Below are 25,021 nucleotides of genomic sequence, written 5' to 3'. Positions count from 1 at the left end.
TGCTTGTCCAATTCACCCGCAACCGATTACCGCTCAGCTGTCTGGACGATGTCGCTCGAATCGTCAGACAGTACACGCAATCTGTGCTCATCATTGAGTGACTTTCGGGGGGATAGGTCAGACTCCGACCCCTTTTGTCCTCAGTCTACTTTTCCGGTCATAAGAAATTGGTTTGCTTTTTCCACCAGAGCTTTTGGAACTTTCTTGCTGATCTCAGGAGAAAAATAAAAATAGCACTTCTCTAAGTCCTCGAATGAACGTCGAGACAAGGCATTCGCCAATAGAAAAGTTAGTTGCGCACCAGAACTTTTTTTATATGAAAACTCCTGAAAGCACCAGCCCCAAAAATCCTTATCGCTTTTACTCAAATAAAAACGCAAAGCTAAAAATATCCAACTAATTGCGTATCTAATTGCCAGAACATAAGTCATGAGCATTGACCGGTTGCATAGCAAGCATTGCTAAAATCTTCTGCTTTAGGACACGTTGCTCCCACAGCACTATTTGCGCCATTTAAAGCCTTAACTAGCTCTTCGAGGGCTTTAGCAATTTGCCCGAAAGTGGTGTCCTTGGCAGGCGTTGGAGCTTTCATAGCCGGATCGGGAATTCTAATTTCCGGCCTCCATTGCGCAGCCTGTGCGTCACGGTATTGCTGCCATCTACTGGAATACTCCGTCAGCGATTCGCCAGTTCTAGGAATAATTTCGTTCGGAATTATTGGTGGTCGTGCTAGTAAAACTTCCTGCAGCCCTTCGGGGTCCGCGAAGCTGATCGAATTCCCGCCGACATAGGCATATGTATTCAAGCCGCCACCCAACCCAATCGGATCACTCTGCAAATACCGCCCCACCGCTGAATCGTAATACCGATTCCAGTTGTACCAGAGCCCCGATTCTTGGTCGTAATACTGCCCCGGGAATCCGACATTGAGCCCTCCGATAGTGTCGGTGACAATGGCCCGGTCAAATGCGGCATTGTTCGCCCGCCACGCAATGGCGCCGCTGCTATTGGTCAGCACCTCCGGCCTGCCGAGATGATCGTTGTGGCTCGCATAGACGTTGCCTGAGCGGATCACTGCCAGCAACTCGCCGTTGATCCAGACGTATGCGGTGGGCGTGCTGCCGTTTTCGTACAGCAGTTCTCCTGATGGTCCGTACACGAAGCGCTTGTTGCCGACACCCGTCACGTTCTTGTACACGCGCTGGTTGAGCGCGTTGTTGCGGTAGTCGCCGATGAGCGTGCCGCTGACGGAGTAAGTGTTCAGGCGATCGAAGGCGTCGTAGCCGTAGCTTTTGCCGCCGCTGTCGCTCGTGGCATTGCCGGCGGCGTCATAGCCAAGGCTGCGGCTGGCACCGCCGCTGACGGTGAGCAGCTGGTTGGCGCTGCTGCCGTAAGCGAGGTTGTAGCTTGTGCCCACGCGCGCCTGCGTCAGGCGGTTGCCTACGGTGTCATAGGTGAAGCTTTGGTTATCCCCGCTCTTCGTCACCGACAGCAGACGGCTGGCTGCGTCGTAGGTAAAGCTCGACGTCTGGCTCGCGGATATGTTGTCGGTGATCGACGCGATCGTGTCAGTGTTGTTGTAGGCATAGCCCAAGTCCTGAATTGCGGGACTCGCCAGTTCCGTGACGCGTCCGTCGCTGTCCAGCGTGACCAGCCGGTTCAAGCCGTTGCCCCAGTGCCATGCGTACGGCCGGTCCGTCGCCGGCTCGTACAGGAAGCCGTTGGCGATCACGGTGCCGTCGGCGAGCTTGAGCGAGGCCAGGCGGCCGGCGCTGTCGTAGGTGTATTTCAGATGCGTGCCGCCCGGGTAGACCATGTCGGTGAGACGGCCGGCCGTGTCGTAGGTCCAGCTCGTCGTGTAGGCGGTGCTCAGGATCGTCGCGACCTGCTGCGTCAGGTTGCCGGCCGCGTCATAACTGAAAACCGTGCTGCCGGTCGGATCGTCGATGCGCGACAGGTGGCCGATGCCGTTGCTGCCGGTGTCGTAGGTGTAGCTTTCGGTCGTGCTGCCGCTCGTGCGGCTGGTCATGCGGTTCAGCGCGTCCCAGGTGTAGGTGATGGTCGTGCCGTCGGCGCGCTGCTCGTTCGTCAGCCGGCCGGCGCTGTCGTAGGTGTAGCTGGTGAGACCGGTGTCCGGACTGGTCTTGGTCAGCACGTCGCCGAACGCATCGTAGGTATAGCTCGTGGTCAGGCCGCGCGCGTCCTGCACGGATTGCAGATGACCCTGGGCGTCGTAGCTGTAGGTCGTGGTGCCGGCGCCGGAGGCGGTGACGGTGTGCACGCGGTTCATTGCGTCGTAGGTGTACGCCGTGCTGTGGCCCGCCGCGTCGGTGACGCTGGTGACGTTGCCGTTGCCGTCGTAGGCATAGGTCAGCTGCTGGCCGTGGTTGCCGTGCACGACATGGGGCCGGCCCAGGCTGTCCAGGTCGGTGGCCTGGCTGAACGTGCCTTGGGCGCTAGCGGCCGGCACCGATCCGCTGAGCACCGGGATGTCGCGGTCCGAGACCGTCGTCATGACGTTGTTCGCCACGTCGAGCTGGTACTGCTGGTACTCGCTGGCCGCGTTGCCGTGGCCGGTGAGCCGCAGCGCGGCGTTGTAGCTGTAGCGGTCGATGCGGCCGCTGGCGGACTGGATGCTCGTGATCTGGTGCGCGCCGTTGTAGGTGTAGGTGGTGATGCGATTGCCGGCGGGCAGGTGCTGCGTCGCCGTCAGCAGGTCGCCGGCATTGTTGTAGGTGTACGTGGTGATGACGCCGTTGGCGTCGGTCATCTGGCCCGGCCGGCCCAGACCGTTGTAGTTGCTCCGCGAGACCTGCTGGCCGAGCGCGTTGATGGTCGACGATATGTTGCCAAACGCGTCGTAGTTCACCGTCGTCGAGGCGCTTCCCGAGGGCAACGTCTGTGTCGTCGTCGCGCTCGCGAGGACGCTGCCCTGATAAGTGTAGGTGTACGAAAGCTGACGGCTGGCCGAGGTCGCTAGGTCGGTCATCGTTTGCGTGGCCACCAGGCCCTTCGAGTAACCGCTTGTGAAGTAGGTGTAGTCGATCTTGTAGAGGGCGGTGTTGTTGGCGTCGTAGTAGGTCTTCGTGCTCAGCGTGCCGTCGGTCGCCCAGGTGTTTTTCTGAGTGAACGCGCTGGTCGTGCCTGCAGCCCAGGTCTTCTGCATCAGCCGGCCGTAGGAATCGTAGGTGTAGTCGGTTCGGTTGCCGTTCCAGTCGAGCGAATACGTCGGCCAGCCATATGCGCCGTAATTGGTGCTCGCCACCGCCGTCGCACAGGTCGACGTGGCGGCACGCGACATCGACGAGAGTTTGAGGCCACCCTGCGCGCTGACGAAGTTGTAGGTGGTGGTTTGGCCGGCGGCGTCGGTGACGGTGGTCGCGTTGGTGTTGTAAGTAAACGTATCCATCAGCTCGCCGCCAGCATGACTGCTGACGTGGACCTTGCCGTTCGAGTCGTAGCTGTAAGTGCTGTAGCGCACGCCGTTGATTGCGATGCCCGTCAGCCGTGTACCGTCGGCGCTGTCTTCGTAATAGTACTGGCGGGTGTCGATGCCGCTAGGCGAGTTGACCGAGGCCAGCATGCCGGTGCTGTTGTAGCCATAGGTCCAATTGTTGCCTACCGGGTCCTTGACCTGGGTGACGCGGCCGTTGCTCCAGGTGAATTGCAAGGTCTGGCCGACGGCATTGGTGATCTGGCTAAGGTCATGGTTTGCGTTGTAGGTGAATGCCAAGCTTTCGCCGTTCGGCGCGCTAATCGATTGCAGCAGTCCAGTCGTTGAGGAATAGGTGTAGTTCGTGCCGTCGATCGTCAGAATCAGCGGCTTTGCGCCGAGCGGGACAATGCGCATGGACCCCATAGATGCTGCCGAACTGCTGACGAAAAGGCTTAGGTTGCTGCCGACACCGGTCTGTTGGTGGATGTACGTGTAGGAACTGCCGTCCGGGAAGGTCGCGGTAGCGGTATGGGGAATGCACAGTCCCGGGAAATCAATGTCGCTGTCGCAGCCATTCAAAGCTAGCGGTGCGAAGTCATAGCTGAAAAACCAGTGACCCCCGAACGAGCCGAACTGGCCGAACGAGCGATAGGTGCGCACCATGTCCAGTCCATAAGCACCGCCTCCGACGAAGTCGGTCGCGGTCTGGATCTTCTCCCCGGTGGCGACAATGACCGGATTACCGGCCTTCGGGTTGGTCGGAGGAGCGCTGCCATCGCAGGGGGGGTCGACTTTGGTGTTGTTGTTGGCCGGCGGCTTGGCAGACTGCTGCTGCCCTGGGCTGGCGCCGCCGTGTTCCACGCCAGACGCCGTCCGATTCGTTGTTGGCCTGTCTCCGTCTGCCAATATGGAGAAACCAGAGTAACAATCAGCCCGATAAATTCCCATTGCCGCCGACGCATCGCAGCTCGGCCTAGGGACGAATATCGTGCCGTAATCTCTTAAATCGGGATCATTGTTGGGGGCAACCGGATAAAGCCAATCGTCCCCTCCATCCGCTCGACTCGGCGTGGCGTACAACGCCGACAGCAGCGACAGCATCAGAAGCCAGAATCTCTGCGCGATAAGAATCCGGGAGATAAGCTTCTTCGAATTCTGTAGACGGTTCACATGGCAAGTTTCACGGCGAATCAGAGCTGCGCGCATAAAGTCCCCAAATCAGCACAGCGTGCTGATGCTAAATCAAGTTGCCGACCCCACGACGCCGACCCGCTGCGCACTTGGACTATAGCTGCCGAAGGTCGGCGCGACGTGTGCGGTCGGTCACAGTGAACCGCTCGATGTCTCAGATAAACGCTTAAGTGAATATGCCGCGAACGCGTCATATGGCTAACACAAAAAAGGGGCCGGCAAAAAGCCGGCCCACTGTCCCCGCAAACGGCCCCCGGGCCGTCCACGTCATACCCCTTCTAGAACGTGTACTTGAGCACCGCCTCGACATAATCGCGATCGGCCAGCAGGTTGCCCTTGCCACCGCCGAAGTACGCCGTATACCCCAGCTCCGCCGACCACGCCTGCAGGTAGTAACCGGTGATGCTGGCGTTGAGGGTCTTGCGGTTCTCGACGAAGTTCAGCAGCGGCGTCGGCGTCACGCCCTTGACGTCGTGGTCGAAACGCAGCTGCGGTTCGAGACGGAACAAACCCATGACGTTGTTGTACGTGAAGCGCGCCAGAAGCTTGTAGCCCCACGAAAAGTCGGTCGCGTAGCCACCCTGGTTCTGCGGCAGCGTCGCGCCAATCTGGCCGGACACCAACGCGGCGACGCCGGCATCGCCCGGCGTGTAGGTACCCGGCCCTTCGAAGCGGAGTTCGCTCTCCGGCGGCAGCTTATGCACGTAGACGGCACCGGCTTCGGCAAGAAACAGCATCTGGTCGGAGCCGATCCAGCGCATGGGTCCGGCAAGGCGGGTCACCGACAGATCGACCTGGCTGACATCGTGACGGCGGTAGCCGCGGATGTATTTGTTGCCAAGCGCAGAGCCTATCGGGGCAGCCGGCGGCGGCGTGACCTGACTGGGCGCACCGACACCGGCGAGCAACAACTCGACGTCGTCGACCTGCAAAGGTTGATTGACCTTGAGGCTGTACTCGCCCTGGGCCGCCCAGTCGCCGATCGTGGTGTTGAACGACACGCCGTAGAGCGGAATGTCGTCCGGATATTCGAGGAAGTAGCGGCCGGTTTCCGAAGTCGCGGCGTAGCTGGACTTGGAGATGCCGCTGACCACCGGCAGGCGGCTGTTGTACTTCATCGCGTAGAACGACAGGTCCATGTCGTGCAGCGCCGGAATGAAGAAGCTGAGCTTGCCGCCGAACTGGCCGCTCTTGCCGGGCTTGTGATCGCCCAGGCGCGGGATCGTTTCGTTCGGCGTGTTCTCCGGCGCCAGACCAAAGGACAGATCGGCGCGCGTGCCGCCGACCGCCGCGAAATCATTGGTCGCCCAGTAGGTGCCGGCGGCATCCGGCTGCGTGCGCGGCGCGTCGAACTGGTAGAACGCTTCCATCGACACGTTCTTGACGACATCCATCGACAGCCAGGCCATGTTTTCCGGAATCACGACTTCGTCGAGTTCGTAGCCCGGCACATGCAGCTGGTTGGAATCGAACGCGAGAATGCTGTTGATGCCGTTCAGCACGAAGCTCGACTCGCCCCAGTTCAGCACCTGCCGGCCGAGCTTGAACGCGAGCTCGCGATCGCCGAGGCTGACATTGCCGTACAGGTAGGCATCGAGCAGATCGGCATCGTTGCCGGTGTAGTCGCGGACCGCGTGCGTCTTGCGCTGATACTCGGAGATCGGCGCAACCGACACATTGCCGCTCGGCGCGACACCGTAGCCGGGATCGAAGCTGCCGGGCGTGTAGTAGTTGTCGGGATTGAAGAAGTCGTAGTTGTTGAGGCGGTCGTTGAACAGATAGCTGCCGCGCACGAACAGGCCGAAGTCGCCCTTGCTGAGCGTCAGGTCCGAGGTGATCTTGGCAGCGGCCGACACGACATTGCCCTTGTCGAACGCCAGATTGCCGTCGTCGTCGTTGTTCGAATAGGCGCGACCGCCCTTGCTGATGCTGACCAGATTCGGATCGCGCGATTCGACGCGCCAGGCACTGCCGATCGTGACGCGGTTGTTGAGTTGCAGATCGAGGCCTTCGACCTTGTCGGTATAGGCCAGCACCGGTGCGCTGAAGCTCAGCGTGACGGCGCTGGCGATGAGGGTCTTGTTCATTGTCGTTTTCATGTGATGGTCTCCTCGTTCCTATTCCGCGCCCGGGCAGGGATTGCCGATCTTCAGCACCGTGCCGTTGGTCTTGGCGAACGCGGCGACTTCGCCCTGCATTTCGCAGGTGACATCCAGCGAGGCGGCCGGACTCAGGATCGAGCCGTGATCACCGGCGGCGAAACGCACGACGTTGTTGCGCGCGGCGGCGCCCGTGATCAGCTGCGATGCCGCCGGCACGGTCAGCACGTCGGTCTGCGTCGGACCGGGGACGAAGCCCAGACCCAGCACGCGTGCCAGGGGATCGCCGCCGGACAGATAGCCGGACACGGTCAGCGTGTCGGTTGCCGGACAGTTCGCATCGCCGGCGATCGTGCAGTTCGGCACCACCGCGTCGCCGCGCACTTCCAGCATCAGGATCGGATGCTGGGCGCTGGCGGCGGCCGCGAAGTTCAGCGGATCACCGGAATCGACCGCGGTCTGCGCAAAGCGCAGGAAGGTTTCGTAGTTGTCGTTGCCCTCGGCGATCTCGCCACCGCTGGCCGCGGCCAGACCGGCGGCAACGATCGGTCCGAACGCCGCCGAACCGTCGAGCAGCTTGGCGATGCCGCCACCCGGCATCGCCAGCACGCCGGCACCGGTGTCGGAATCGACGCCGAGGAAGGTGCTCGCGACGATGGCGCCGAGCGAATGGCCGACGTAGCGGATCTGGCTGCCGTCGAGCTTGATGCCGGTCGGCAGGTAGTTGCCGGTCGGCACGCCGCCGACGATTTCAGGCGCCAGCAGCAGGGTGCCGCCTGCCGATTTCTGCACGGTCAGCAGATCGGACACGGCCTGGCGGATGTTGTCGCGGCTGGTCAGCAGGCTGGCGAGGTTGATGAAGCTCGCACCGGAGCTGTCGACGATGCCGTCGGCGCCGGGCGCGCCGGTGCTGTTGTTGACGACATCGAGATCGAAGGTGCGTTCCGGCACGCCCGGCACGCGCGACGGATCGCCCGGCGGCAAGCCATGCAGCGGCAGATCGATCGCGATCGTCGCGAAGCCGGCCGCGGCGAGCGCGGGCGCGATCGCGATCATCTGCGTGCGGTTGCCGGTGATGCCGTGCTGGAAGATGACGACCGGCCAGCCGTTGGCCGGCATGGTGTTGCCGCTGTTGGCATTCGGAATCGTCACCAGCACCGGAATCGTCTGTTCGGTCTGTTCCTTCGGCAGCGGATAGCAGGTCGTGGTGCTGGCGCTGGGCGCCAGCACGGAGCATGGTGCGCCGACCGGCGCCAGGGTGCCGGACGCCGCCGGCTTGCTGGTGTCGGCCTGCCAGTAGGCGGTCAGCGGCGCCGTCGGATTGCTCTCGCTCGGCGTGCCCAGGTAGTACGGCACGCTCATCGAACCGGCATAGATGTCGGCGATCGGCGGCAGTTGCCCGCCCGACGCGGTGCCGGTGTTCTTGCCGCTGTTGACCACGGTGATCTGGCGCGCGCTCGCGGCCTGCGCCATGGCTTTCAGGGTGACGGTCGTGTTCTGCGTCGTGAACGGCCATGCGATCACGATGTTGTCGCGGCTGATGCCGGCGGCGCCCAGCTCGTTGAACATCGGTGCGAACTGCTGGCGGATCGCTTCAAGCGTCGCGCGCTGCGTGTCGTTCAGGGTCGACAGCGCCGATTCGGTCTGCTGCGAAACCGGGGTGGTCGAACGCACCGCGCGGAACAGGTCCGCCGCCTCGGCCGGCACGCCGTCCGTGGACTGCACCTGGCGGGTGACGACGACGATGTACTGCGTTGCCGATTTGAACGGCTTCAGCGGCTCGATCAGCATGCGCGTGCGCAGCACGTTGAGCGGCACGCCGGTATCAGGATCGATCGCCGCGGAGTTCTGCAGGCGGTAGTCGACGCCGGGCACCAGCGGGCTCAATGTCGAGGTATCGATGATCAGCACGCCCGGCAGATGCGTCGCCGGATTGATGTCCAGCGCATGATCGACGTCGACGTGACCGATGAAGTCGGTGAACAGCGAGGCGGTGGTGGAAAAACCGTCGAGCTTGTTGGCGGCGGTGACGAACGGCACGTCGCTGTCGCTGGCACCGTTGGGAATGTTCAGCGTGCCATCGGTGGTGCCGTTGAACAGGCCATCGAACGGAAACGGAATGATGGCGCTGGCAGCAACCGGATCGAACAGCGAATACGCATTCGCCGCACTGCCCTGCAGGCCGCTGTCGCCATCATTGTTGCTGCCACAGGCGACAAGGCCCACTGCCAGCAGCAGTGGCGCAATCTTGAACGGGGACATTCGCTTCTCCTTTTATCTTTTCTGCTTATGCCGGCGAAGAACACCGTAGGCGCCGGCCAGGCACCGGGGATGCCTGAACAGTTCAGGATGAATTATTGGAGACAGCGACGCGCCGCATGAGACCGCGCGAAAAGCACATTCCTACCGCTTGTCGGAATGTGCGCTGCAGCATCGGAACTTTTGCCGACGACCGCGAACTGCCGTCGCGGTCAGTGCCGCGCGGGACGGCGTGGCGGATCAGGCGATGTCGGCGTGGCCGAATTCGGCGAGCGTTTCCAGCAAGGCCGGACGCCACTGCTGATCGCGCACCAGCAACATCAGCGGCATGCGCCGCCGTGCCAGATCATCGATCGACAAGGCCATTTCCGCGCGCACCGCGTGCACGGCCTCGGCGCGCACGAACGGCGCTTCGGGATGAATGCGCGCGGCCAGCGACGGATGCGCGGCAATCAGCGCCGAGATCGCCGCGATGTCGCTGCCGTGGCGCAGGCTCAGCCAGCGCGCCGCTTCCAGATCGACCCCTTGCGCGGCCAGGCCGGCGATCGCCTGCGCCTGCCAGGTCTCGAAATTGCCCGGCGGCGCGCCCGGCAGCGGCCGCGTCTGCGTGGTCGACTTCGGCGCGCGGCGACCCAGTTCCCTGAACACGGCGTCGACGATCGCCATGCTGTCGTGGCGCGAGGTCGTGTACTTGCCGCCGATGTGCATGATCAGCTTCGCGCGCGGCCGGCGCACCGCGAATTCGCGCGTGACTTCGGACAGCGACGCGGTGTCCTCGGCCTGCAGCATGCGCACGCCGGCATAGCGGGCGATGACGTCGTCGCGCGTCCAGCTCAGGCCCGGCAGCCCTGAACGCACACCGGCCAGCAGATAGTCGGTTTCCTCGTCGGTCGGCTGTGCCTGCGCCGGCGCCGTGACCGTCGACTCGGTCGTGCCGACCAGCGTGCGTCCATACCAGGGAATGACGAAGAACACGCGGCCATCGTTCGCCGTCAGCAGGAAGGCCTCGTTGCAGCCGGGAATCGCCGGCAGCACCAGATGCGTGCCCTTGACCAGCTTGACCTTCGGCGCCGCCGCCCCGAGCAGCGCCGGCCCCCACGGCCCGGCGGCATTGACGACGACCTTCGCACGGATCGCGAACAACGCCTGCGTCAGCTGATCCTGCACTTCGGCACCGCAGACCGCGTCGCCCTGCTCGATGAAACGCAGCGCGGCAACGCGATTGGCACAGACCACACCGGCGGCCTGCCCGGCGGCAACCACCGCCAGCGTCATGCGCGCATCGTCCTCCTGGCAATCGCCATAACGGAAGCCGCCGAGCAGACGTTGCGGATCGACGAAGGGATAGTCGGCCAGCAATGCGCGTGCGCGGTAGTGACGATGCGACTGCACCGGACGACTGCCGAGCGCGAGCAGGTCGTAGACCAGCAGGCCGGCCGAGATCAGGAACGGGCTGGCGCGCGGCCCCTTCCACATCGGCAGGATGAAGTTCAGCGGCCGTACCAGATGCGGTGCGATCCGGTACAGCGTGCGGCGCTCGTGCAGGGCGTTGCGGACCAGGCCGAATTCGTAGTTCTCGAGATAGCGCAGACCGCCGTGGATCAGCTTGCTCGACGCCGACGACGTTCCGCTGCCCCAGTCGGTCTTTTCGATCAGCGCGACCGACAGGCCGCGGCTGGCGGCGTCATACGCGGTCCAGGCACCGTAGATGCCGCCGCCGACCACCAGCACGTCGAATTCGCGCGCGGCGAGTCCGGTCGTGTTGCGGATCAGCGGAAAAGCCGTGGTCATGGCGACTCCATGCGCGCAGTCACCGCGGACTGCGCCTTGCGGTTCGGGGGTGCGAGGCTATTTGTGAATCTTTTCGATGTCGAAGTGACCCTTGGGCTGGCGATGCAGCCAGACGTAGGCCTGCGCGATGCGCTGCGGGTCGAAGCGCGTGCCGGTCTGGATGAAGCCGTGCACCGTGACCGTCGCCACATGCACACCATGCGTGCCGAGCTCCTGTGCCAGGGTGTAGGTCAGCGAGCGCAGCGCCGCCTTGCCGAGCGACAGCGAGGCGTACTTCACCGCCGGCTCGTAGGCGAAGCCGCCGCCGGTGAACAGGATCGTGCCTTTTCTGGCCTTGATCATCGCCGGCGCCAGCTCGCGCGTGGCGACCAGCGCACCGGCGACGTTGACGCGGAATTCGTCGACCAGCCGCTCGACCGGAATCTGCGTCGGGGCATCGAGCACGGTGGCGGCGGCGTTGTAGATCAGCACCTGCGGATCGCCGAAATCGGCGCGTGCGATGTCGAGGCCCTGCTTCAGCGAAATCTCGTCGCCGGCGTCGGCGGCGTACGCGGCCACATAGTGACCGGTCTTGCGCGTCAGTTCCGCACACAGTTCACGCAGCTTGGCCGGACCGCGCGCCAGCAGCACGATGTCATAGCCTTCGGCGGCAAAGGCCTCGGCCAGCGCCGCGCCGATGCCGGGACCGGCACCGACAATGAAGCAGACCGGGCGGCCGATCCTGGCCTTGCGACGGGGAGCTGAACTGCGTGCAGTCATGCGGCACCTGCCTCGAATTCTCGTTGTGCGCATATCATAAGCATGCAATATGCCGCGCGCCTTCTCCGGGTCGCGTCGGCACACCAACCGCCACGGAAGCTTCCGGACATGGACGTCGACGTCGAGACACACGCGCACCATCACAAGACCGGCCACAGCATCATCGATCTCTCGGTCGCCTTGAGCGCGCTGGTGCTGTCGGTGGTGTCCGTCGTCATCGCCATCCATCATGGCCATACCATGGAAAAGCTGGTCGCCGCCAACTCCTGGCCGTCGATCGAACTCTCCGAGAGCAACGCCGACGAGCAGGGCCATTACGATCTGCGCCTGCGGGTCGCCAACGTCGGCATCGGCCCGGCGCGGATCGAGAAGTTCATCGTCCGTTACGACGGCGTTGCGGTCGGCGACGCGCGCGATCTGCTGCAGCGCTGCTGCGGCACCGCCGGACTGCCTCCGGAGCAGCAACCGCTTCTGACCACTTCGGCCGTGCTCGGCCGCGTCTTGCCCGCCCGCGAGACCATCGATTTCCTGCACTTTCGTTACGACGAGGCCAGCGCCGATACCTGGCACCGGCTCGACGCGGCGCGCAGCCATCTGGTCATGCAGGTCTGTTACTGCTCGGTGTTCGACGAGTGCTGGATCGGCGATTCGAGCACCGCGCCGCCGAAGCGTGCCGAATCCTGCGACGCGCTCGCCGGCCGCGATTACGGCGACGGCGATGTGCCGGCGTCGCGGCCCGCAGCCCCCTGATACAGTGCAGCATCCACCGCATCACCAAGCATTGCGCTCCTCATGAACGACTCGCACTCGCTGCTGGGCCAGCTGAAGATCGACCGCGGCCCGGAAACCGCCGAACCACCGGCGCGCTGGCCCTGGCTGCTCGCCATCGTCCTGATCGTCGTTGCCGTGATCGCGGCCCAGTTGCTGACGCGCGACCGCGGCGTGCCGGTGACGCTGGCCACCGCGGCCCCGCTGGCCAGCAGCAGCGGCGCCGCGGCGTCGATGCTCGATGCGTCCGGTTACGTCGTCGCCCGCCGCCAGGCGACCGTGTCGGCCAAGATCACCGGCAAACTGCAGGACCTGTACATCGAGGAAGGCCAGAAGGTCGCGGAAGGTGATGTCATGGCCAGGCTCGACGATTCCAATGCCAGAGCCAGCTTGCTGCAGGCGCAGGCCAATCTCGCCGCCGCCAGGGCCGCCGCCGAGAACATCCGGCCGATCTACGAGCGCGATCGCAAGCAGGCCGCGGCCGGCTTCATCAGCGCCGAGGCACTGAACCGCAGCAAGGCGAACTACGACGCGCAGCAGTACGCGCTGCAGATTGCGCAGGCCGATGTGGTCGTCGCGCAGCGCAATCTCGACGACACCGTGGTACGCGCGCCATTCAGCGGCGTGATCACCACCAAGGCCGCGCAGCCCGGCGAGATCGTCTCGCCGATCTCGGCCGGCGGCGGGTTCACGCGCACCGGCATCGGCACACTGGTCGACATGGACTCGCTGGAAGTCGAAGTCGACGTCAACGAGAACTTCATCAATCGCGTGACGCCGGGACAAGCCGCGAGCGTCAAGCTCAACGCCTATCCGGACTGGGTCATTCCCGCCGAAGTGATCGCCGTCATCCCCACCGCCGATCGCGCCAAGGCGACCGTCAAGGTTCGCGTCGGCTTCAAGCTCAAGGACGCCCGCATCCTGCCGGAGATGGGCGCGCGCGTATCGTTTCTTTCCGAGCGCAAGGCCGATGATGGCAGGGCCGCACCGCGCAGCGGCGTCAGCGTGCCGGAGACGGCCGTGCAACGCGAGAATCCGGCAGCGACGACCGGCGTGGTCTACGTCGTCCACGGCCACAGTGTCGAGCGGCGCGCCGTACAACTCGGCGCGGCACCGGCCGAAGGCCAGCTCGGCGTGCTCTCCGGTCTGAGTGCCGGCGACGAGCTGGCGATCGGCGATTTCACGAAGCTGCAGGACGGCACCAAGATCAGAATCGAAGTACCGAAATGAAGTCGTGACAGGCTGAGGAATTCACCGGGCGACACGCGGCCCGATGAACGGCTAGATTGCGCGACACATCGCGGACGGCAGATCCAGCATCACGTCGGGGGCTGTTTTCATGAATGACATCGTTTCGCTGAGCCAGGTTGCCAAGCGCTACACGCGCGGCAAGGAATCCGTCGAAGTCCTGCACAGTCTCGACCTGAAGATCGCGCAGGGTGACTTCGTAGCGTTGATGGGACCGTCCGGCTCCGGCAAGACCACGCTGCTGAACCTGATCGGCGGGCTCGATCGCCCCAGTGACGGTGATGTCACGGTGGCCGGCGAACGGATCGACCGGCTGTCCGGCGCCGCACTCGCCCGCTGGCGCGCGCGGCACGTCGGCTTCATCTTCCAGTTCTACAATCTCATGCCGATGCTCAGCGCACAGGCCAATGTCGAATTGCCCTTGCTGCTGACCAGCCTCAGTGCCGCCCAGCGCCGGCAGAACGCGCAGACGGCGCTGAAGATCGTCGGTCTCGACGATCGCGCCCGGCACAAGCCGAACGAACTGTCCGGCGGTCAGCAGCAGCGCGTTGCGATCGCGCGCGCACTGGTCGCCGATCCGACCCTGCTGGTCTGCGACGAGCCGACCGGCGATCTCGATCGCAAGACCGCCGACGAAGTCCTCGGCCTGCTGCAGACGCTGAATCGCGAACACGGCAAGACCATCGTCATGGTCACGCACGATCCGAAGGCCGCCGAGTACGCCCGTCGCCAGTTGCACATGGACAAGGGCACGCTGGTACCGGGAAACACGCCATGAATGGCAGGTTTCCCCGGCGTGCGCCCGGCCAGGGAGCATTCGTCGAAGTGCGGCATGACTCGATGTCATGCCGAATTGAACGAATGCCGGAGCGGGGTTCAGTCAGGCGGCGCGATCGCGCCATGGACGGCACCGGCACACCCGGAGACTCGCCATGAAATACTTCCCGCTGCTGTGGGCGACGCTGTGGCGCAAGAAGGCACGCACGATCTTCACCCTGCTGTCGATCGTCGTCGCGTTCCTGCTGTACGGCATGCTGCAAGGGGTCAACGCTGCGTTCCATCTCAGCATCGACAACGCCAACGTCAATCGCCTGATCGTCACCAGCAAGATCTCGCTGACCGAGCCGCTGCCGATCTCGCAACAGCAGCAGATCGCCTCGGTGCCGGGCGTGTCCGGCGTCGCCTTCGCGGTGTGGTTCGGCGGTTACTACCAGGAACCGAAGAACTTCCTGTTCGCCACACCGGTGAACATCGACGACTACCTGCATGTGGTGCCGGAGGCGAAGATCGCGCCGGAGCAGGTTGAGGCCCTGAAGCGCACCCGCACCGGGCTGATCGTCGGCGCCACGCAGATGACCAAGTACGGCTGGAAAGTCGGCCAGCGCATCTCGCTGCATTCGACGATCTGGGTCAACAAGTACGACGGCACCTCGGACTGGCCGTTCGACATCGTCGGCACCTACACCTTCAGCGGCGACGAATCGCAGGAACAGGGTGCCTATTTCAACTACAACTATCTCGACGAGGCACGCACTTTCGGCGGCGGCACCGTCGGCTGGTGGATCGTCTCGGTCAAGGACCCGCATCAGTCGGCGCAGATCGCCGCGCGGATCGACAAGCTGTTCGAGAACTCGCCGGACGAGACCAAGTCGCAGAGCGAGAAGGAATTCACGCAGGGCTTCATGAAACAGATGGGCGACATCAACTTCATCGTCCAGGCCATCCTCGGCGCGGTGTTCTTCACGCTGCTGTTCCTGACCGGCAACACGATGATGCAGTCGGTACGCGAGCGCATTCCGGAACTCGCGGTGCTCAAGACCCTGGGCTTCACCGACGCCAAGGTCACGGTACTGGTCCTCGCCGAATCCCTGCTGCTGTGCCTGATCGCGGCCGCGGTGGGTCTGGGCCTGGCCGACCTGCTGTTCCCGATGCTGAAGAACACGATCGGCGTCGTCCGACTGCCGTCCAGGGTGATTCTGTCCGGTGCCAGCGTTGCGGTCGTGCTGGCGCTGGCAACCGGCGGCCTGCCGGCCCTGCGCGCGAGGCGGCTCGTGATCGTCGACGCGCTGGCCGGGAGATAAGCCATGTTCAAGCAAACCCTGGCCATCACGGCGATGAACCTGAAGGCGATTCCGCAACGCCTCGGCACCTCGTCGGTCATCGTCATCGGCATCGCCGGCGTGGTCGCCGTGCTGGTCTCGGTGCTGGCGATGGCGACCGGCTTTCACAAGACCGTCGCCAGCAGCGGCCGCCCCGATCGCGCGATCGTGCTGCGCGGCGGTTCGCAGGCGGAAATCAACAGCTCGATCTCGCGCGACAACGCCTTGACGATCCTCGATGCGCCCGGCGTGCGCAAGGATGCCAGCGGCAAGCCGCTCGGCTGCGCGGAGCTGGTGACGATCGTCAACCTGCCGAAGATCAGCGACGGCAACGAATCGAACGTCACCTTGCGCGGCAGCTGCGGGCAGCTGCTGGCCTTGCGGCCGAACCTGAAGATCATCGCCGGCCGCATGTTCCAGCCGGCGGTGCGCGAGATGATCGTCGGCGACGGCGCCACCAGGCAGTTCAAGGGTCTCAGCGTCGGCGGCCACCTGAGCTTCCGCGACTCCGACTGGAACGTGGTCGGCATCTTCAGCAGCGACGGCGACGCACACGAATCCGAGCTGATCGCCGATGCCGACACCGTGCAGTCGGCGTTCCGCCGCACCGGCTTCCAGTCGGTCACCACCCTGCTCGATGCGGCGTCGTCCTTCGATGCGTTCAAGGATGCGCTGACCACCAATCCGACGCTCACCGTCGACGTCAAGCGTGAACCGGAGTACTACGCCGCGCAGTCGCAACGCCTGACCGCCATGCTGAACTTCGTCGCGTATTTCGTCGGCGGCATCATGGCGGTCGGCGCGATGTTCGGCGCACTCAACACCATGTATTCGGCAGTGTCGGCACGTGCACGGGAGATCGCCACACTGCGTGCGATCGGCTTCGGCGCCGGTCCGGTGGTGTTCTCGGTGTTCACCGAGTCGCTGCTGCTGGCCCTGATGGGCAGCGCGATCGGCGCCCTGCTCGCCTGGCTGTTCTTCAACGGCAATGCCGTCAGTACACTGGGCGCCAATTTCAGCCAGATCGTGTTCCGTCTGACGGTCACGCCGGGCCTGATCATTGCCGGCGTCTGCCTGGGCCTGTTCATCGGCCTGCTCGGCGGCCTGTTTCCTGCCATACGGTCGGCGCGCCTGCCGGTCGTCGATGCCCTGCGAGCGAGTTGACATGAAAATTGCCGGTCACCCCATCCTGAGCGCGGCCGCCCTGTTGCTCGCTTCGAGCGCGGCCGTTGCCGCGCAGCCCGCTTCGCCGGTCGTCGAGAACGCCTGGATCCGCATGCTGCCGGGCGACCTGCCGGCGGCCGGTTATTTCGATCTGCGCAATCGCAGCGACGCCAGCCGCAAGCTGGTCAGCGCCGACTCGCCGGCCTTCATGATGACGATGCTCCACCAGAGCAGCGAACAGAACGGCCAGTCGCAGATGCAGCACGTCGACGACGTCGCGCTGCCGGCGCATGGCGTCGTGCACTTCGCGCCCGGCAGCTACCACCTGATGCTGATGCAGGCGAAGAACCCGCTGACGGTCGGCGAGCACATTCCGGTCAGCCTGCAGTTCAGCGACGGCAGCAGCGTCAAGGTCGAGTTCGTGGTCCGCCCGGCCGGCGCCAGCGGCCCCTAGTCCGCTGAACCGGATGAATGGCACCGAAGACCCCGTTCGCCCCGAGTGCCGCGCGCGGAGCGCGCGGTGTATCGAGGGGCTGGCGCACTGACGACGCGCAGCGGTCCCTCGATACGTTTCGGCTCACGCCGAAACACTCGGGACGAACGGAATCCGATCACGGTGCGAACCAAGTGGTTCAGTGGACTAGACTGCAGCGGTCGCCGCTAGCGCCTGCGTGCTGCCGCCTTGCGCGGCACTTCGCGGTGAATGCTGAGCACGACGATCGTCGCCAGCACGCTCATCATCGCGCCCGGAATCCAGACCACCAGACCGCCGAGTTCCTGATCGACCAGCGGCGATAGGGCGAAGGCGCGGCCGCAGATCGCGTAGACCGGATACAGATCGTGCTGCGCGAGGCCGATCGCCGCACCGATCATGATCTGACCGACCATCACCAGCCACAGGGCGACGATGCGGCCGCCGAAGCCCATTGCCGCCGGCGGGCTCGGACGACGATCGAGAATCAGCCACCAGAACGGCAAGCCGTCGATGATCATGCTCCAGTTCATCAGCTTGTACAGCGGCAGGCTCAGCATCACGTCGAAATGCATCGACGACAGCAGCCAGAAGCCGACGCCGCCCACGAACAGGATCGGCGCCAGCACCGGATGCAGGACGACATGCAACACGCCGCGCACGATCCGGTTGCGGCGCAGCGGCGCAAACAGCCGGCGGCGCACGCCACGCGGCATGCCCAGCAGCAGCAGGCGCTGCGGCGCAGTCAGGATCAGGAAGAACGGTCCGATGTGATGCAGCACCAGATGCTGCAGGCGGTGGATGTAGAACATGTGCTGGGCGTAGTAGTCGACCTGCGACTGCATCGCCAGATACAGCACCAGCACCGCCCCGTAGTAGGTGCCCTGGCGCCATGCGCCGGTGCGCACGCCGAGGCGCGCGGCGCGGCGCACGCCGCGCGCGAACAGCAGCACGGCGATCGCCGCCGACAGCAGCACGCTGGGCCAGAACTCCCAGGGCAGCAGGAACTCGACGACGGCGCGCGCGGCCGGCCACAGTGCGAGCAGCAGCACGACAGGCACTAGAATGGCGAACAGCGACCAGCGCCGGCCCAGGCCGGCACGCACGCCGGCATCCGCAGTCAGGGGATTCATGCCGGCATGGACCACTCAATTTTCAATTCGATCCCTCACCCGCAAAATATTCGGGAACGCCAGGCGGCGATCCCGGTCGAAGCGACCCCAAGGTTCCGTAACCATGCCGATGATCCGCCACCTGTTTCGTCTTGCCGTCCTTGTGCTCGGACTGGCATTGCTCAGCGCCTGCCAGCAGAAGCAGGTCTGGCATCTGCACAAGGTCGCGCATCTGCTGCCGGATCTGGATTTTACGATGCAGCAGGCCGGCGGTGGCGATGTCAGCGCCAGCGACTTCCGCGGCAAGACCGTGCTGCTGTACTTCGGCTACACGCACTGCCCGGACATCTGCCCGACCACCCTGGCACGGCTGCGCGCGGTCAAGCAGGCCGTCGGCGATCGCGCCGGCCCGCTGCAGGTGCTGTTCGTGACCGTCGATCCGGCGCGCGACACATCCAGCGAACTGGCCGCCTACGTGCAGGCCTTCGACCCGAGCTTCATCGGCCTGCGCGGCACGCCGAAGCAGACTGCCGCGCTCGCACGGCGCTATCGCGTCAGCTTCACGCGTCAGAACGACGAACCGGATGGCGGCTACACGATGAGTCACAGCTCCGCGATCTTCATTTTCGACGGCCAGGGCAAGGCGCGCCTGCTCGCCAACGAGGATTCGCCGGTCGCCGATTTCGTCGCCGACCTGTCGCAACTGCACGATCGCCGCTGAGCAGCGAGGAGATCGGCGCACGCCCCGACGGTTCGCCGGACGGGCGATCGCATTTGCCGCTTCACGAAACCTGAGGTTTCCTCCGGACTGGCGGACGCGCGACGCCGACCTACACTGGACGTTCCGCCGTCATCGGCCGAATCTGCCACCGGAGAGCCGATCGTGAAGCTGCTGCCCCCGTCCGCGCTGCGCGCGCGCTTCGTCGACACCGCAACCGCCAAGTTCGCGCGCAACGTGCCCGACTTCGTCCGTCTCCAGGCGCTGGTCGCGGCGCAGGGCGGCCACTTCCGCAATGACCACGGCGCGATCCGCACGGCCGATCCGCAGGTTTGCTCGCTGTTCGAGCGTGCCGCGCGGGTGCTGGGCCTGCGCCGCGAACGCCGCTACCTGTTCCCGGCCAAGAAGCTGAAGTCCTTCGACCTGCAGCGCGTCGGCGACGACGCCGGCGCGTTCAAGATCTTCGTTTCGGAAGTCGATCTCGACGCTTTTCCGGCGCCGGTCGCGGCGCTGGTGCGCGCCGATTGCGCCGCGCAGGCCGCCGCGGTCGATCACGGACCGTTCATCGGCTGCATTGACCGCTTTGAAAGCCAGGGCGGACTCGACGAGCGCGACGCGACGTTCTTTGTTGCGCATTTCGTCGAGCGTCTGATGAGCCGCAACGGTCCGCCGCTGGCACGCGCGACGCTCGACGCCGTGGCGCGGATTTCCGGCGAAGCGGCCAGCGCCCTGGCGCTCGGCCCCGACTTCAATCACGTGACGATCGACGTACGCGCCGGCGGCTTCGACGGCATCGAGGCGATGGCGACGGCCATGCGCACGGCGGGCTTTCGCCTGTTGCCGGCGATTCAGGGCGCCGCCGGCACGGCGCTGCGGCAGACCGCGACGATGGCGGCAACGATGGACACGGCCGTGCTGGAAGCCGACGGCAGCATCGGCCGGGCGCAGACCGAAAAGCAGTTCGTCGAGATCATCGAACGGGCGCAGGCACGCGACGACGACGGGACGCTGCTATGGGCCGAGGACGGAACGCCGCTGGTGTTCCGCAATTTTCTCGCGACCAACGCGGAGAAGATCTTCGACGCCGCATCGACGAAGGCAGCGACGCACTGCTGAACCGGCGCCCGCAAGCGGGCGCCGGTGATGGATGAGCGCCTAGGACGCCATCGCCGCGCTGACCGTGGACTCGCTGTCGTCGCCGTCATCGCGCGTCAGGCCGTACTTGCGCAGCTTTTCGACCAGCGTCGTGCGCCGCGTGGCGAGCAGCTTGGCAGCGTGTGCGACAACGCCGTCCGACTGTGCGAGCGCCTGGCGGATCAGGGCCAGCTCGATGGCTTCGATGTGATCCTTGAGATTCAGGCCGTCGGCCGGCAGCACTGCCAGCGATGCGACCGATGCCGCGGCATCCGGCATCGCACGCGTGGCCGGCAGCGCCGATACGGCGACCGGCGCGCGCAGCAGACTGTCGCCGAACGCGGCATCGCGACGCGTGCCGACGTCGGCCTCCGGCAGGTCGGCGCAGTAGCGACGCGGCAGGCTGGTGGCATCGACCTGCGCATGCGGGTGCAGCACGGCCAGGCGCTCGATCAGGTTCGACAGCTCGCGGACGTTGCCCGGCCAGTGATAGCGGCGCAGCGCGTTGATTGCGTCCGGTGCCAGACGCACCGAACCGTGACCGGCGCTTTCCTGGCTGCGGATCAGATCGTCGATCAGCAGCGGCAGATCTTCGGCACGCTCGCGCAGCGGTGGCGTCTCGATCGGAAACACATTGAGGCGGTAGTAGAGATCCTCGCGGAAGCCGCCCTTGACGATGGCGTCCTCGAGATTGCGATGAGTCGCGGCGATGATGCGCACGTCGCAGTGCGAGCTGCGATTGGCGCCGACACGCTCGAAGCTGCGCTCCTGCAGCACGCGCAGGATCTTGACCTGCATGGCCAGCGGCATGTCGCCGATTTCGTCGAGAAACAGGGTGCCGCCGTCCGCCATCTCGAAACGGCCGCGGCGCGCGGTGATCGCGCCGGTGAACGCGCCCTTCTCGTGACCGAACAATTCGCTTTCCAGCAGCTCGGAGGGAATCGCGCCGCAATTGACGGCGACGAACGGGTGATCGCGCCGTGCCGAACGCTCGTGGATCGCGCGCGCCACCACTTCCTTGCCGGTGCCCGATTCGCCGGTGACCAGCACCGTGGTGTCGAAGGCCGCGACCTGCTCGATCAGCTTGCGCACACGGCGGATCACCGCCGAGTTGCCGGTCGGGCCGCTGCTCGGCCGCGTGCCGACATCGCGCTCCATCTGCAGCAGTCCGGCGCGTTTCAGGTGATCGGAAAGCTGGCCGTAGCGGACCGGCATGTCGAGCGGCAGGCAGGCGCTGGGATCGAGTCCGTAGCGCTGCAGCAGCTCGTCGTGCTGCGCCTGCACGACGATCAGCGGCGGATGGCGCGCATCGCGCCGCAGCCAGGTGACGAAGGTATCGAGGCTGTTCAGGCCGGTGTCGCCGACCAGGATCGCCAGCCAGTCCTGCTGGCGATGCGCCGTGGTGTCGATCTGCGCCGCATCGCTCACGACGCTGGCGCGAAAGTCGATGAATTCCAGTATCGCGCGCAGCTTGTCGGCGCGCGCGGCATCGGATTCGATGACCAGGACCCGGGATTCAGGCATCGGAGAGCTCCTTCAGAAGACGCCGGACAATGACGATGACGTCGTTCTCGTAACTGCGTTTGTTGATGAAACCTTCGGCGCCGACCTGGGCGACGAACTCGCGATGCGCGGCATCGTCGTAATGCGACGCAATGATGATGACCGGCGGTGCGTCCTGCGCCTTGATCAGGCGCGTCGCCTGCAAACCGCCCATGTTCGGCATCGCCAGGTCCATGATGATCAGGTTCGGCTTGAGCTGTTCAGCCATCTGCACTGCCTGTTCACCATCGTACGCTTCACCGATCACTTCGATCTCCAGAAAGCTGGCGAGCAGATGCCGTGCCAGTATCAGGAAAGGCCGGTTGTCGTCGACCAGCAGCGTCCGCACTTTCGTCACATCCATCTCCCTGGAAACCCGCAATGCTCACGGCGGGCCGCTCATCCTGCCATTGTCAGATGCCTTCCGACATCCCTGGGCAGGCGTTCCTTGACCGGCGGAATGCGCATCGCCTCGCGATACTTGGCAACCGTCCGTCTCGCCACCTCGACACCCTGCCGCGCCAGCAGTGCCGTGATCTGCCCGTCGCTGAGCGGCGTGGCGCGATTCTCGGCATTGATGATGCGACGGATCATCGCCTTGACCGCCGTTCCCGAACTCTCCAGTCCGCGACCGGCAATCTGTGACGGGAAGAATGCCTTCAATTCATACACGCCCCACGGCGTCGCCACCCATTTGTTGCTGGTGACCCGACAAACGGTCGACTCGTGCATGCCGATGCTGTCGGCGATCTCGCGCAGGGTCAGCGACACCATGCCCTCCTCGCCTTTTTCGAGGAACGCCTGCTGGCGCTGGAAGATCGCGCGACCGGTGCGCAGCAGGGTGTCGTGGCGCATTTCCAGGCCGCGCACCAGCCAGCGCGCTTCCTGCAGCTGATCGCGCATCGCGCGATGCGCGGTACTGCCCAGCATGCGCTCGTAGCGGCTGTTGACGCGCACCCGAGGCAGACGCTCGGCATTCAGCTCGACGCGCCAGCTGCCCGGCGTGCCGCTCACGATCAGGTCCGGCAGTGCCGCCTCGGCGCCGGCGGCCAGCGCGCTGGCCGGCTTCGGATTGAGGCTGAGGATCAGGTCGAGCGCGGCATGCAGCTGCAGGGCGTCGACGCCGAGGCTGGCGGCCAGGGCGGCATAGTCGCGGTCGGCCAGCGCATCGAGATGATCGGCAACCAGGGTCTGCGCGAGTGCACGGCCACTGGCGTCGGCGGGTGTCGCGGCAATCTGCAATTGCAGGCATTCGCGCAGGTCGCGGGCGGCGAAGCCGGTCGGCTCCACGGTCTGCACCAGTGCCAGCACCGCGCGCATCTCGGCGTCGTCCGGTGTCGGCTGCAGCGCCGACTGCAGGGCGATCCCGTCCAGCGGCTGGCTCAGGTAGCCGTTGTCGTCCACCGCGTCGATGATCGCCTCGCACAGCGCCGCTTCGCGGGCATTGCGGACGACCAGTTGCAGCTGTTCGAGAGCGGCCAGGCGGGCGTCGGTCGGGGTTGCCGCGCCGATGCGCGCCTCCCAGGATTCGCCGTCGGCGTCGGCCGGCGGTTCGCCGCCGCTCCAGCTGTCACGGCTGGACCAGTCGAAGTCGGCTTCGACCCGTCCTTCGGCCGCGGCGTCGACCCCGCTGACTTCGACGTCTTGGCGCTCGTCGGCGGCATCCTGCTCGTCGACGTCGATCGCGTTCATGTCGTCGTCCGGGCCTTCGAGCATGACGTTCTGTTCGAGCGCCTGGCGCAGCTCCTGTTCGAGTTCGAGCGTCGACAGCTGCAGCAGGCGGATCGACTGCAGGAGCTGCGGCGTCATCGCAATCTGCTGGCTGACGCGTGGCTGGACGTTCAACTTGTTCATCGGTGTGGCCCCCTTGCTCCTCGCGGAGCGTTCATGGCCTACACACTGTTACGAATTTGACGCCGCTTCCCCAGCAAATAATTTCCTACAAGATGTGGGGGTTTGCCTTACATACGTCAAAATCCCGTCATGGCGACGGGTCGTGGTTTCACGCGATCGCGTGATCGAGGCCGACGCGAATCGCGTGGCGCATCAAGGCGTTGGTGCCATACAGGCCGAGCGATTGCATGAGCCGCGCGCGGTGGGTTTCGACGGTCTTGACGCTGATGCCCATCAGGGCAGCGATCTGCTTGGTCGACTTGCCGCGACCGATGAGTTCCAGCACCTGCCGCTGGCGCGGCGTGACCTCGACATTGTCTTCGACGCGCTGGTCGGCGCGCCGCTCGATGGCCTTGTGCGAGATCGCCGGGCTGAGATAGATCTGGCTGCGCTCGACGGCGCGCAGCGCCAGCCCCAGTTCCATGGGCTCGGCGTCCTTGGCGATGAAGCCGGCGGCGCCGCCCTTCAGTGCGAGACGCACATGATGACCATCGGCCGGGGTGGCCAGGATCAGCACCGCGACCTCGGGATAGTGACGCCGGATCTGCGACAGTGCCTCCAGACCGGAGATCTGCGGCAGGTTCAGTTCGGTGATGACCGCGTCGGGACGCAGCCGACCGACCATTTCCAGCAGTTGCAGGCCGTCGCCGGCTTCGGCGACGACTTCTGCCGACGCCTGGGTTTCCAGCAAATGCCGCAGGCCGGCACGCACCAGGGTTTGCGGCTCCGCGAGGATCACACGCATCCCGATATCCTCCTCAAAATCGTTCTGTGCCCAATCTTAGGGCGCAGCAGCCCCCTCTCCGCGCTGAACTGGCGAACGTGCGCCAGCGACAGACCGACGGTGGTGCATGAACACATGACGCTCCAGCGCGCAGGCCAGAGACTCGGGCATTGCCGCGAAGCGCAGCCGCAGTTCACCGTCGCGGTGGGCGACCACTTCGCCACGCCACTGCAGCGGCAACGGTGTGCAGGGATGCAGTTGCACGCTGACATCGAGCACGCTGCCGATCGCCGGCGCGTCATCGTCCAGCGGCCAGGCCAGCGCCTCGGCGCTGATCCGCAGCGGCACCGGCGGCGCACTGCTGCGTGTGCTGCGCAGCAAGGCACCGAGCAGTTCGATGACCAGATCGACCTTGTGATGCAGGCGCTCGAATTCGGCGGCGCCCGGCGTTTCCGGCTCGACCAGCGTTCGCTCGCCGAGCGTGACCAGCGCGGTCAGCATGCGCAGATTCTGCTCGGCCCAGACGCGCGGCAACGCGCCTTCGGCGGGCCGCCAGTCGAACGGCAGGGTATCGCGGTAGCCGAGAACGGCGGAGGTGTCGGCGCCGCTCAT

General features: G+C 65.0%; 20 protein-coding genes. 8 read left to right on the top strand and 12 right to left on the bottom strand.

The features are described 5' to 3' along the window. Positions 1-140: 140 nt before the first annotated feature. From G7Y85_RS06005 to G7Y85_RS05980, 6 genes are all read right to left on the bottom strand, one after another. Positions 141-431 (bottom strand): hypothetical protein, encoded by a 291-nt coding sequence (locus tag G7Y85_RS06005; RefSeq protein WP_166253269.1) that lies wholly within the window; start codon positions 429-431, stop codon positions 141-143. Further along, on the bottom strand, positions 428-4,642 hold the full coding sequence (locus G7Y85_RS06000) for an RHS repeat-associated core domain-containing protein (RefSeq protein WP_166253266.1): 4,215 nt from the start codon (positions 4,640-4,642) through the stop codon (positions 428-430). The genes G7Y85_RS06005 and G7Y85_RS06000 overlap by 4 nt, the downstream gene beginning before the upstream one ends. A 263-nt stretch (positions 4,643-4,905) precedes the next feature. Then, positions 4,906-6,726 (bottom strand): DUF1302 domain-containing protein, encoded by a 1,821-nt coding sequence (locus G7Y85_RS05995; protein ID WP_241696014.1) that lies wholly within the window; start codon positions 6,724-6,726, stop codon positions 4,906-4,908. An 18-nt stretch (positions 6,727-6,744) separates the two neighbouring features. Then, positions 6,745-8,988: a hypothetical protein gene (locus G7Y85_RS05990; RefSeq protein ID WP_166253263.1), complete on the bottom strand. Its 2,244-nt coding sequence runs from the start codon at positions 8,986-8,988 to the stop codon at positions 6,745-6,747. A 237-nt stretch (positions 8,989-9,225) separates the two neighbouring features. Beyond that, complete coding sequence (locus G7Y85_RS05985) at positions 9,226-10,776, bottom strand: glycerol-3-phosphate dehydrogenase/oxidase (protein ID WP_166253260.1); 1,551 nt, start codon at positions 10,774-10,776, stop codon at positions 9,226-9,228. A 57-nt stretch (positions 10,777-10,833) separates the two neighbouring features. Continuing rightward, positions 10,834-11,535: an SDR family NAD(P)-dependent oxidoreductase gene (locus G7Y85_RS05980; protein WP_166253257.1), complete on the bottom strand. Its 702-nt coding sequence runs from the start codon at positions 11,533-11,535 to the stop codon at positions 10,834-10,836. Between the two features lie 108 nt (positions 11,536-11,643). On the opposite strand from G7Y85_RS05980, the gene G7Y85_RS05975 reads away from it, so the two are divergent. The 6 genes from G7Y85_RS05975 to G7Y85_RS05950 all read left to right on the top strand — a co-directional run bounded on the left by G7Y85_RS05975 (position 11,644) and on the right by G7Y85_RS05950 (position 17,268). Then, a complete protein-coding gene (locus tag G7Y85_RS05975) occupies positions 11,644-12,285 on the top strand; it encodes a hypothetical protein (RefSeq protein WP_166253254.1) in 642 nt (213 codons plus the stop codon). A 42-nt stretch (positions 12,286-12,327) separates the two neighbouring features. Next, on the top strand, positions 12,328-13,533 hold the full coding sequence (locus tag G7Y85_RS05970) for an efflux RND transporter periplasmic adaptor subunit (protein WP_166253251.1): 1,206 nt from the start codon (positions 12,328-12,330) through the stop codon (positions 13,531-13,533). Between the two features lie 109 nt (positions 13,534-13,642). Then, positions 13,643-14,329 carry an ABC transporter ATP-binding protein gene (locus G7Y85_RS05965; protein WP_166253248.1) on the top strand — a complete coding sequence of 229 codons (687 nt, stop codon included), beginning with the start codon at positions 13,643-13,645 and terminating at the stop codon, positions 14,327-14,329. Positions 14,330-14,483: 154 nt separating this feature from the next. Further along, positions 14,484-15,632 (top strand): ABC transporter permease, encoded by a 1,149-nt coding sequence (locus G7Y85_RS05960; protein ID WP_166253245.1) that lies wholly within the window; start codon positions 14,484-14,486, stop codon positions 15,630-15,632. A 3-nt stretch (positions 15,633-15,635) separates the two neighbouring features. After that, on the top strand, positions 15,636-16,814 hold the full coding sequence (locus tag G7Y85_RS05955; protein WP_166253242.1) for an ABC transporter permease: 1,179 nt from the start codon (positions 15,636-15,638) through the stop codon (positions 16,812-16,814). Between the two features lies 1 nt (position 16,815). Continuing rightward, entirely contained in the window at positions 16,816-17,268 is a 453-nt protein-coding gene (locus G7Y85_RS05950; protein ID WP_166253239.1) for a copper chaperone PCu(A)C, read from the top strand. 206 nt (positions 17,269-17,474) lie between these two features. Here G7Y85_RS05950 and G7Y85_RS05945 read toward each other — a convergent pair whose 3' ends face one another. Beyond that, positions 17,475-18,419, bottom strand: a complete 945-nt coding sequence (locus tag G7Y85_RS05945) for a cytochrome c oxidase assembly protein (RefSeq protein WP_166253236.1) — start codon at positions 18,417-18,419, stop codon at positions 17,475-17,477. A gap of 103 nt (positions 18,420-18,522) precedes the next feature. On the opposite strand from G7Y85_RS05945, the gene G7Y85_RS05940 reads away from it, so the two are divergent. Next, a complete protein-coding gene (locus G7Y85_RS05940; RefSeq protein ID WP_166253233.1) occupies positions 18,523-19,119 on the top strand; it encodes an SCO family protein in 597 nt (198 codons plus the stop codon). Positions 19,120-19,281: 162 nt separating this feature from the next. Then, positions 19,282-20,232, top strand: a complete 951-nt coding sequence (locus G7Y85_RS05935; RefSeq protein ID WP_366514921.1) for a 2-oxoadipate dioxygenase/decarboxylase family protein — start codon at positions 19,282-19,284, stop codon at positions 20,230-20,232. 39 nt (positions 20,233-20,271) lie between these two features. Here G7Y85_RS05935 and G7Y85_RS05930 read toward each other — a convergent pair whose 3' ends face one another. From G7Y85_RS05930 to G7Y85_RS05910, 5 genes are all read right to left on the bottom strand, one after another. Further along, positions 20,272-21,774, bottom strand: coding sequence for a sigma-54 dependent transcriptional regulator (locus tag G7Y85_RS05930; RefSeq protein ID WP_166253230.1), 1,503 nt, complete (start codon positions 21,772-21,774; stop codon positions 20,272-20,274). After that, positions 21,767-22,156 (bottom strand): response regulator transcription factor, encoded by a 390-nt coding sequence (locus G7Y85_RS05925; protein WP_194241111.1) that lies wholly within the window; start codon positions 22,154-22,156, stop codon positions 21,767-21,769. The genes G7Y85_RS05930 and G7Y85_RS05925 overlap by 8 nt, the downstream gene beginning before the upstream one ends. Positions 22,157-22,191: 35 nt before the next feature. Beyond that, positions 22,192-23,646, bottom strand: coding sequence for an RNA polymerase factor sigma-54 (gene rpoN / locus G7Y85_RS05920; protein ID WP_166253226.1), 1,455 nt, complete (start codon positions 23,644-23,646; stop codon positions 22,192-22,194). Positions 23,647-23,794: 148 nt separating this feature from the next. Next, complete coding sequence (locus G7Y85_RS05915) at positions 23,795-24,430, bottom strand: response regulator (RefSeq protein WP_166253223.1); 636 nt, start codon at positions 24,428-24,430, stop codon at positions 23,795-23,797. 36 nt (positions 24,431-24,466) lie between these two features. Continuing rightward, the gene (locus G7Y85_RS05910) at positions 24,467-25,021 is read right to left on the bottom strand and encodes a PilZ domain-containing protein (protein ID WP_166253219.1); all 555 of its coding nucleotides are present in this window, start codon (positions 25,019-25,021) and stop codon (positions 24,467-24,469) included.

It is taken from the genome of Solimonas terrae (assembly GCF_011067135.1).
Taxonomy (GTDB): Bacteria; Pseudomonadota; Gammaproteobacteria; order Nevskiales; family Nevskiaceae; genus Solimonas; species Solimonas terrae.
This window is presented reverse-complemented; position numbering and strand designations above follow the sequence as displayed.

What these genes read in the sequence shown, in the direction of transcription:
- G7Y85_RS05970 (WP_166253251.1), top strand. Translation starts at nt 12,328, where the DNA reads ATGAACGACTCGCACTCGCTGCTGGGCCAGCTGAAGATCGACCGCGGC.
- G7Y85_RS05910 (WP_166253219.1), bottom strand. Translation starts at nt 25,021, where the DNA reads ATGAGCGGCGCCGACACCTCCGCCGTTCTCGGCTACCGCGATACCCTG.
- G7Y85_RS06000 (WP_166253266.1), bottom strand. Translation starts at nt 4,642, where the DNA reads ATGCGCGCAGCTCTGATTCGCCGTGAAACTTGCCATGTGAACCGTCTA.
- G7Y85_RS05985 (WP_166253260.1), bottom strand. Translation starts at nt 10,776, where the DNA reads ATGACCACGGCTTTTCCGCTGATCCGCAACACGACCGGACTCGCCGCG.
- G7Y85_RS05930 (WP_166253230.1), bottom strand. Translation starts at nt 21,774, where the DNA reads ATGCCTGAATCCCGGGTCCTGGTCATCGAATCCGATGCCGCGCGCGCC.
- G7Y85_RS05940 (WP_166253233.1), top strand. Translation starts at nt 18,523, where the DNA reads ATGCCGATGATCCGCCACCTGTTTCGTCTTGCCGTCCTTGTGCTCGGA.
- G7Y85_RS05980 (WP_166253257.1), bottom strand. Translation starts at nt 11,535, where the DNA reads ATGACTGCACGCAGTTCAGCTCCCCGTCGCAAGGCCAGGATCGGCCGC.
- G7Y85_RS05955 (WP_166253242.1), top strand. Translation starts at nt 15,636, where the DNA reads ATGTTCAAGCAAACCCTGGCCATCACGGCGATGAACCTGAAGGCGATT.
- G7Y85_RS05925 (WP_194241111.1), bottom strand. Translation starts at nt 22,156, where the DNA reads ATGGATGTGACGAAAGTGCGGACGCTGCTGGTCGACGACAACCGGCCT.
- G7Y85_RS05950 (WP_166253239.1), top strand. Translation starts at nt 16,816, where the DNA reads ATGAAAATTGCCGGTCACCCCATCCTGAGCGCGGCCGCCCTGTTGCTC.
- G7Y85_RS05960 (WP_166253245.1), top strand. Translation starts at nt 14,484, where the DNA reads ATGAAATACTTCCCGCTGCTGTGGGCGACGCTGTGGCGCAAGAAGGCA.
- G7Y85_RS05915 (WP_166253223.1), bottom strand. Translation starts at nt 24,430, where the DNA reads ATGCGTGTGATCCTCGCGGAGCCGCAAACCCTGGTGCGTGCCGGCCTG.
- rpoN (WP_166253226.1), bottom strand. Translation starts at nt 23,646, where the DNA reads ATGAACAAGTTGAACGTCCAGCCACGCGTCAGCCAGCAGATTGCGATG.
- G7Y85_RS05945 (WP_166253236.1), bottom strand. Translation starts at nt 18,419, where the DNA reads ATGAATCCCCTGACTGCGGATGCCGGCGTGCGTGCCGGCCTGGGCCGG.
- G7Y85_RS05990 (WP_166253263.1), bottom strand. Translation starts at nt 8,988, where the DNA reads ATGTCCCCGTTCAAGATTGCGCCACTGCTGCTGGCAGTGGGCCTTGTC.
- G7Y85_RS05965 (WP_166253248.1), top strand. Translation starts at nt 13,643, where the DNA reads ATGAATGACATCGTTTCGCTGAGCCAGGTTGCCAAGCGCTACACGCGC.
- G7Y85_RS05975 (WP_166253254.1), top strand. Translation starts at nt 11,644, where the DNA reads ATGGACGTCGACGTCGAGACACACGCGCACCATCACAAGACCGGCCAC.
- G7Y85_RS05995 (WP_241696014.1), bottom strand. Translation starts at nt 6,726, where the DNA reads ATGAAAACGACAATGAACAAGACCCTCATCGCCAGCGCCGTCACGCTG.
- G7Y85_RS06005 (WP_166253269.1), bottom strand. Translation starts at nt 431, where the DNA reads ATGACTTATGTTCTGGCAATTAGATACGCAATTAGTTGGATATTTTTA.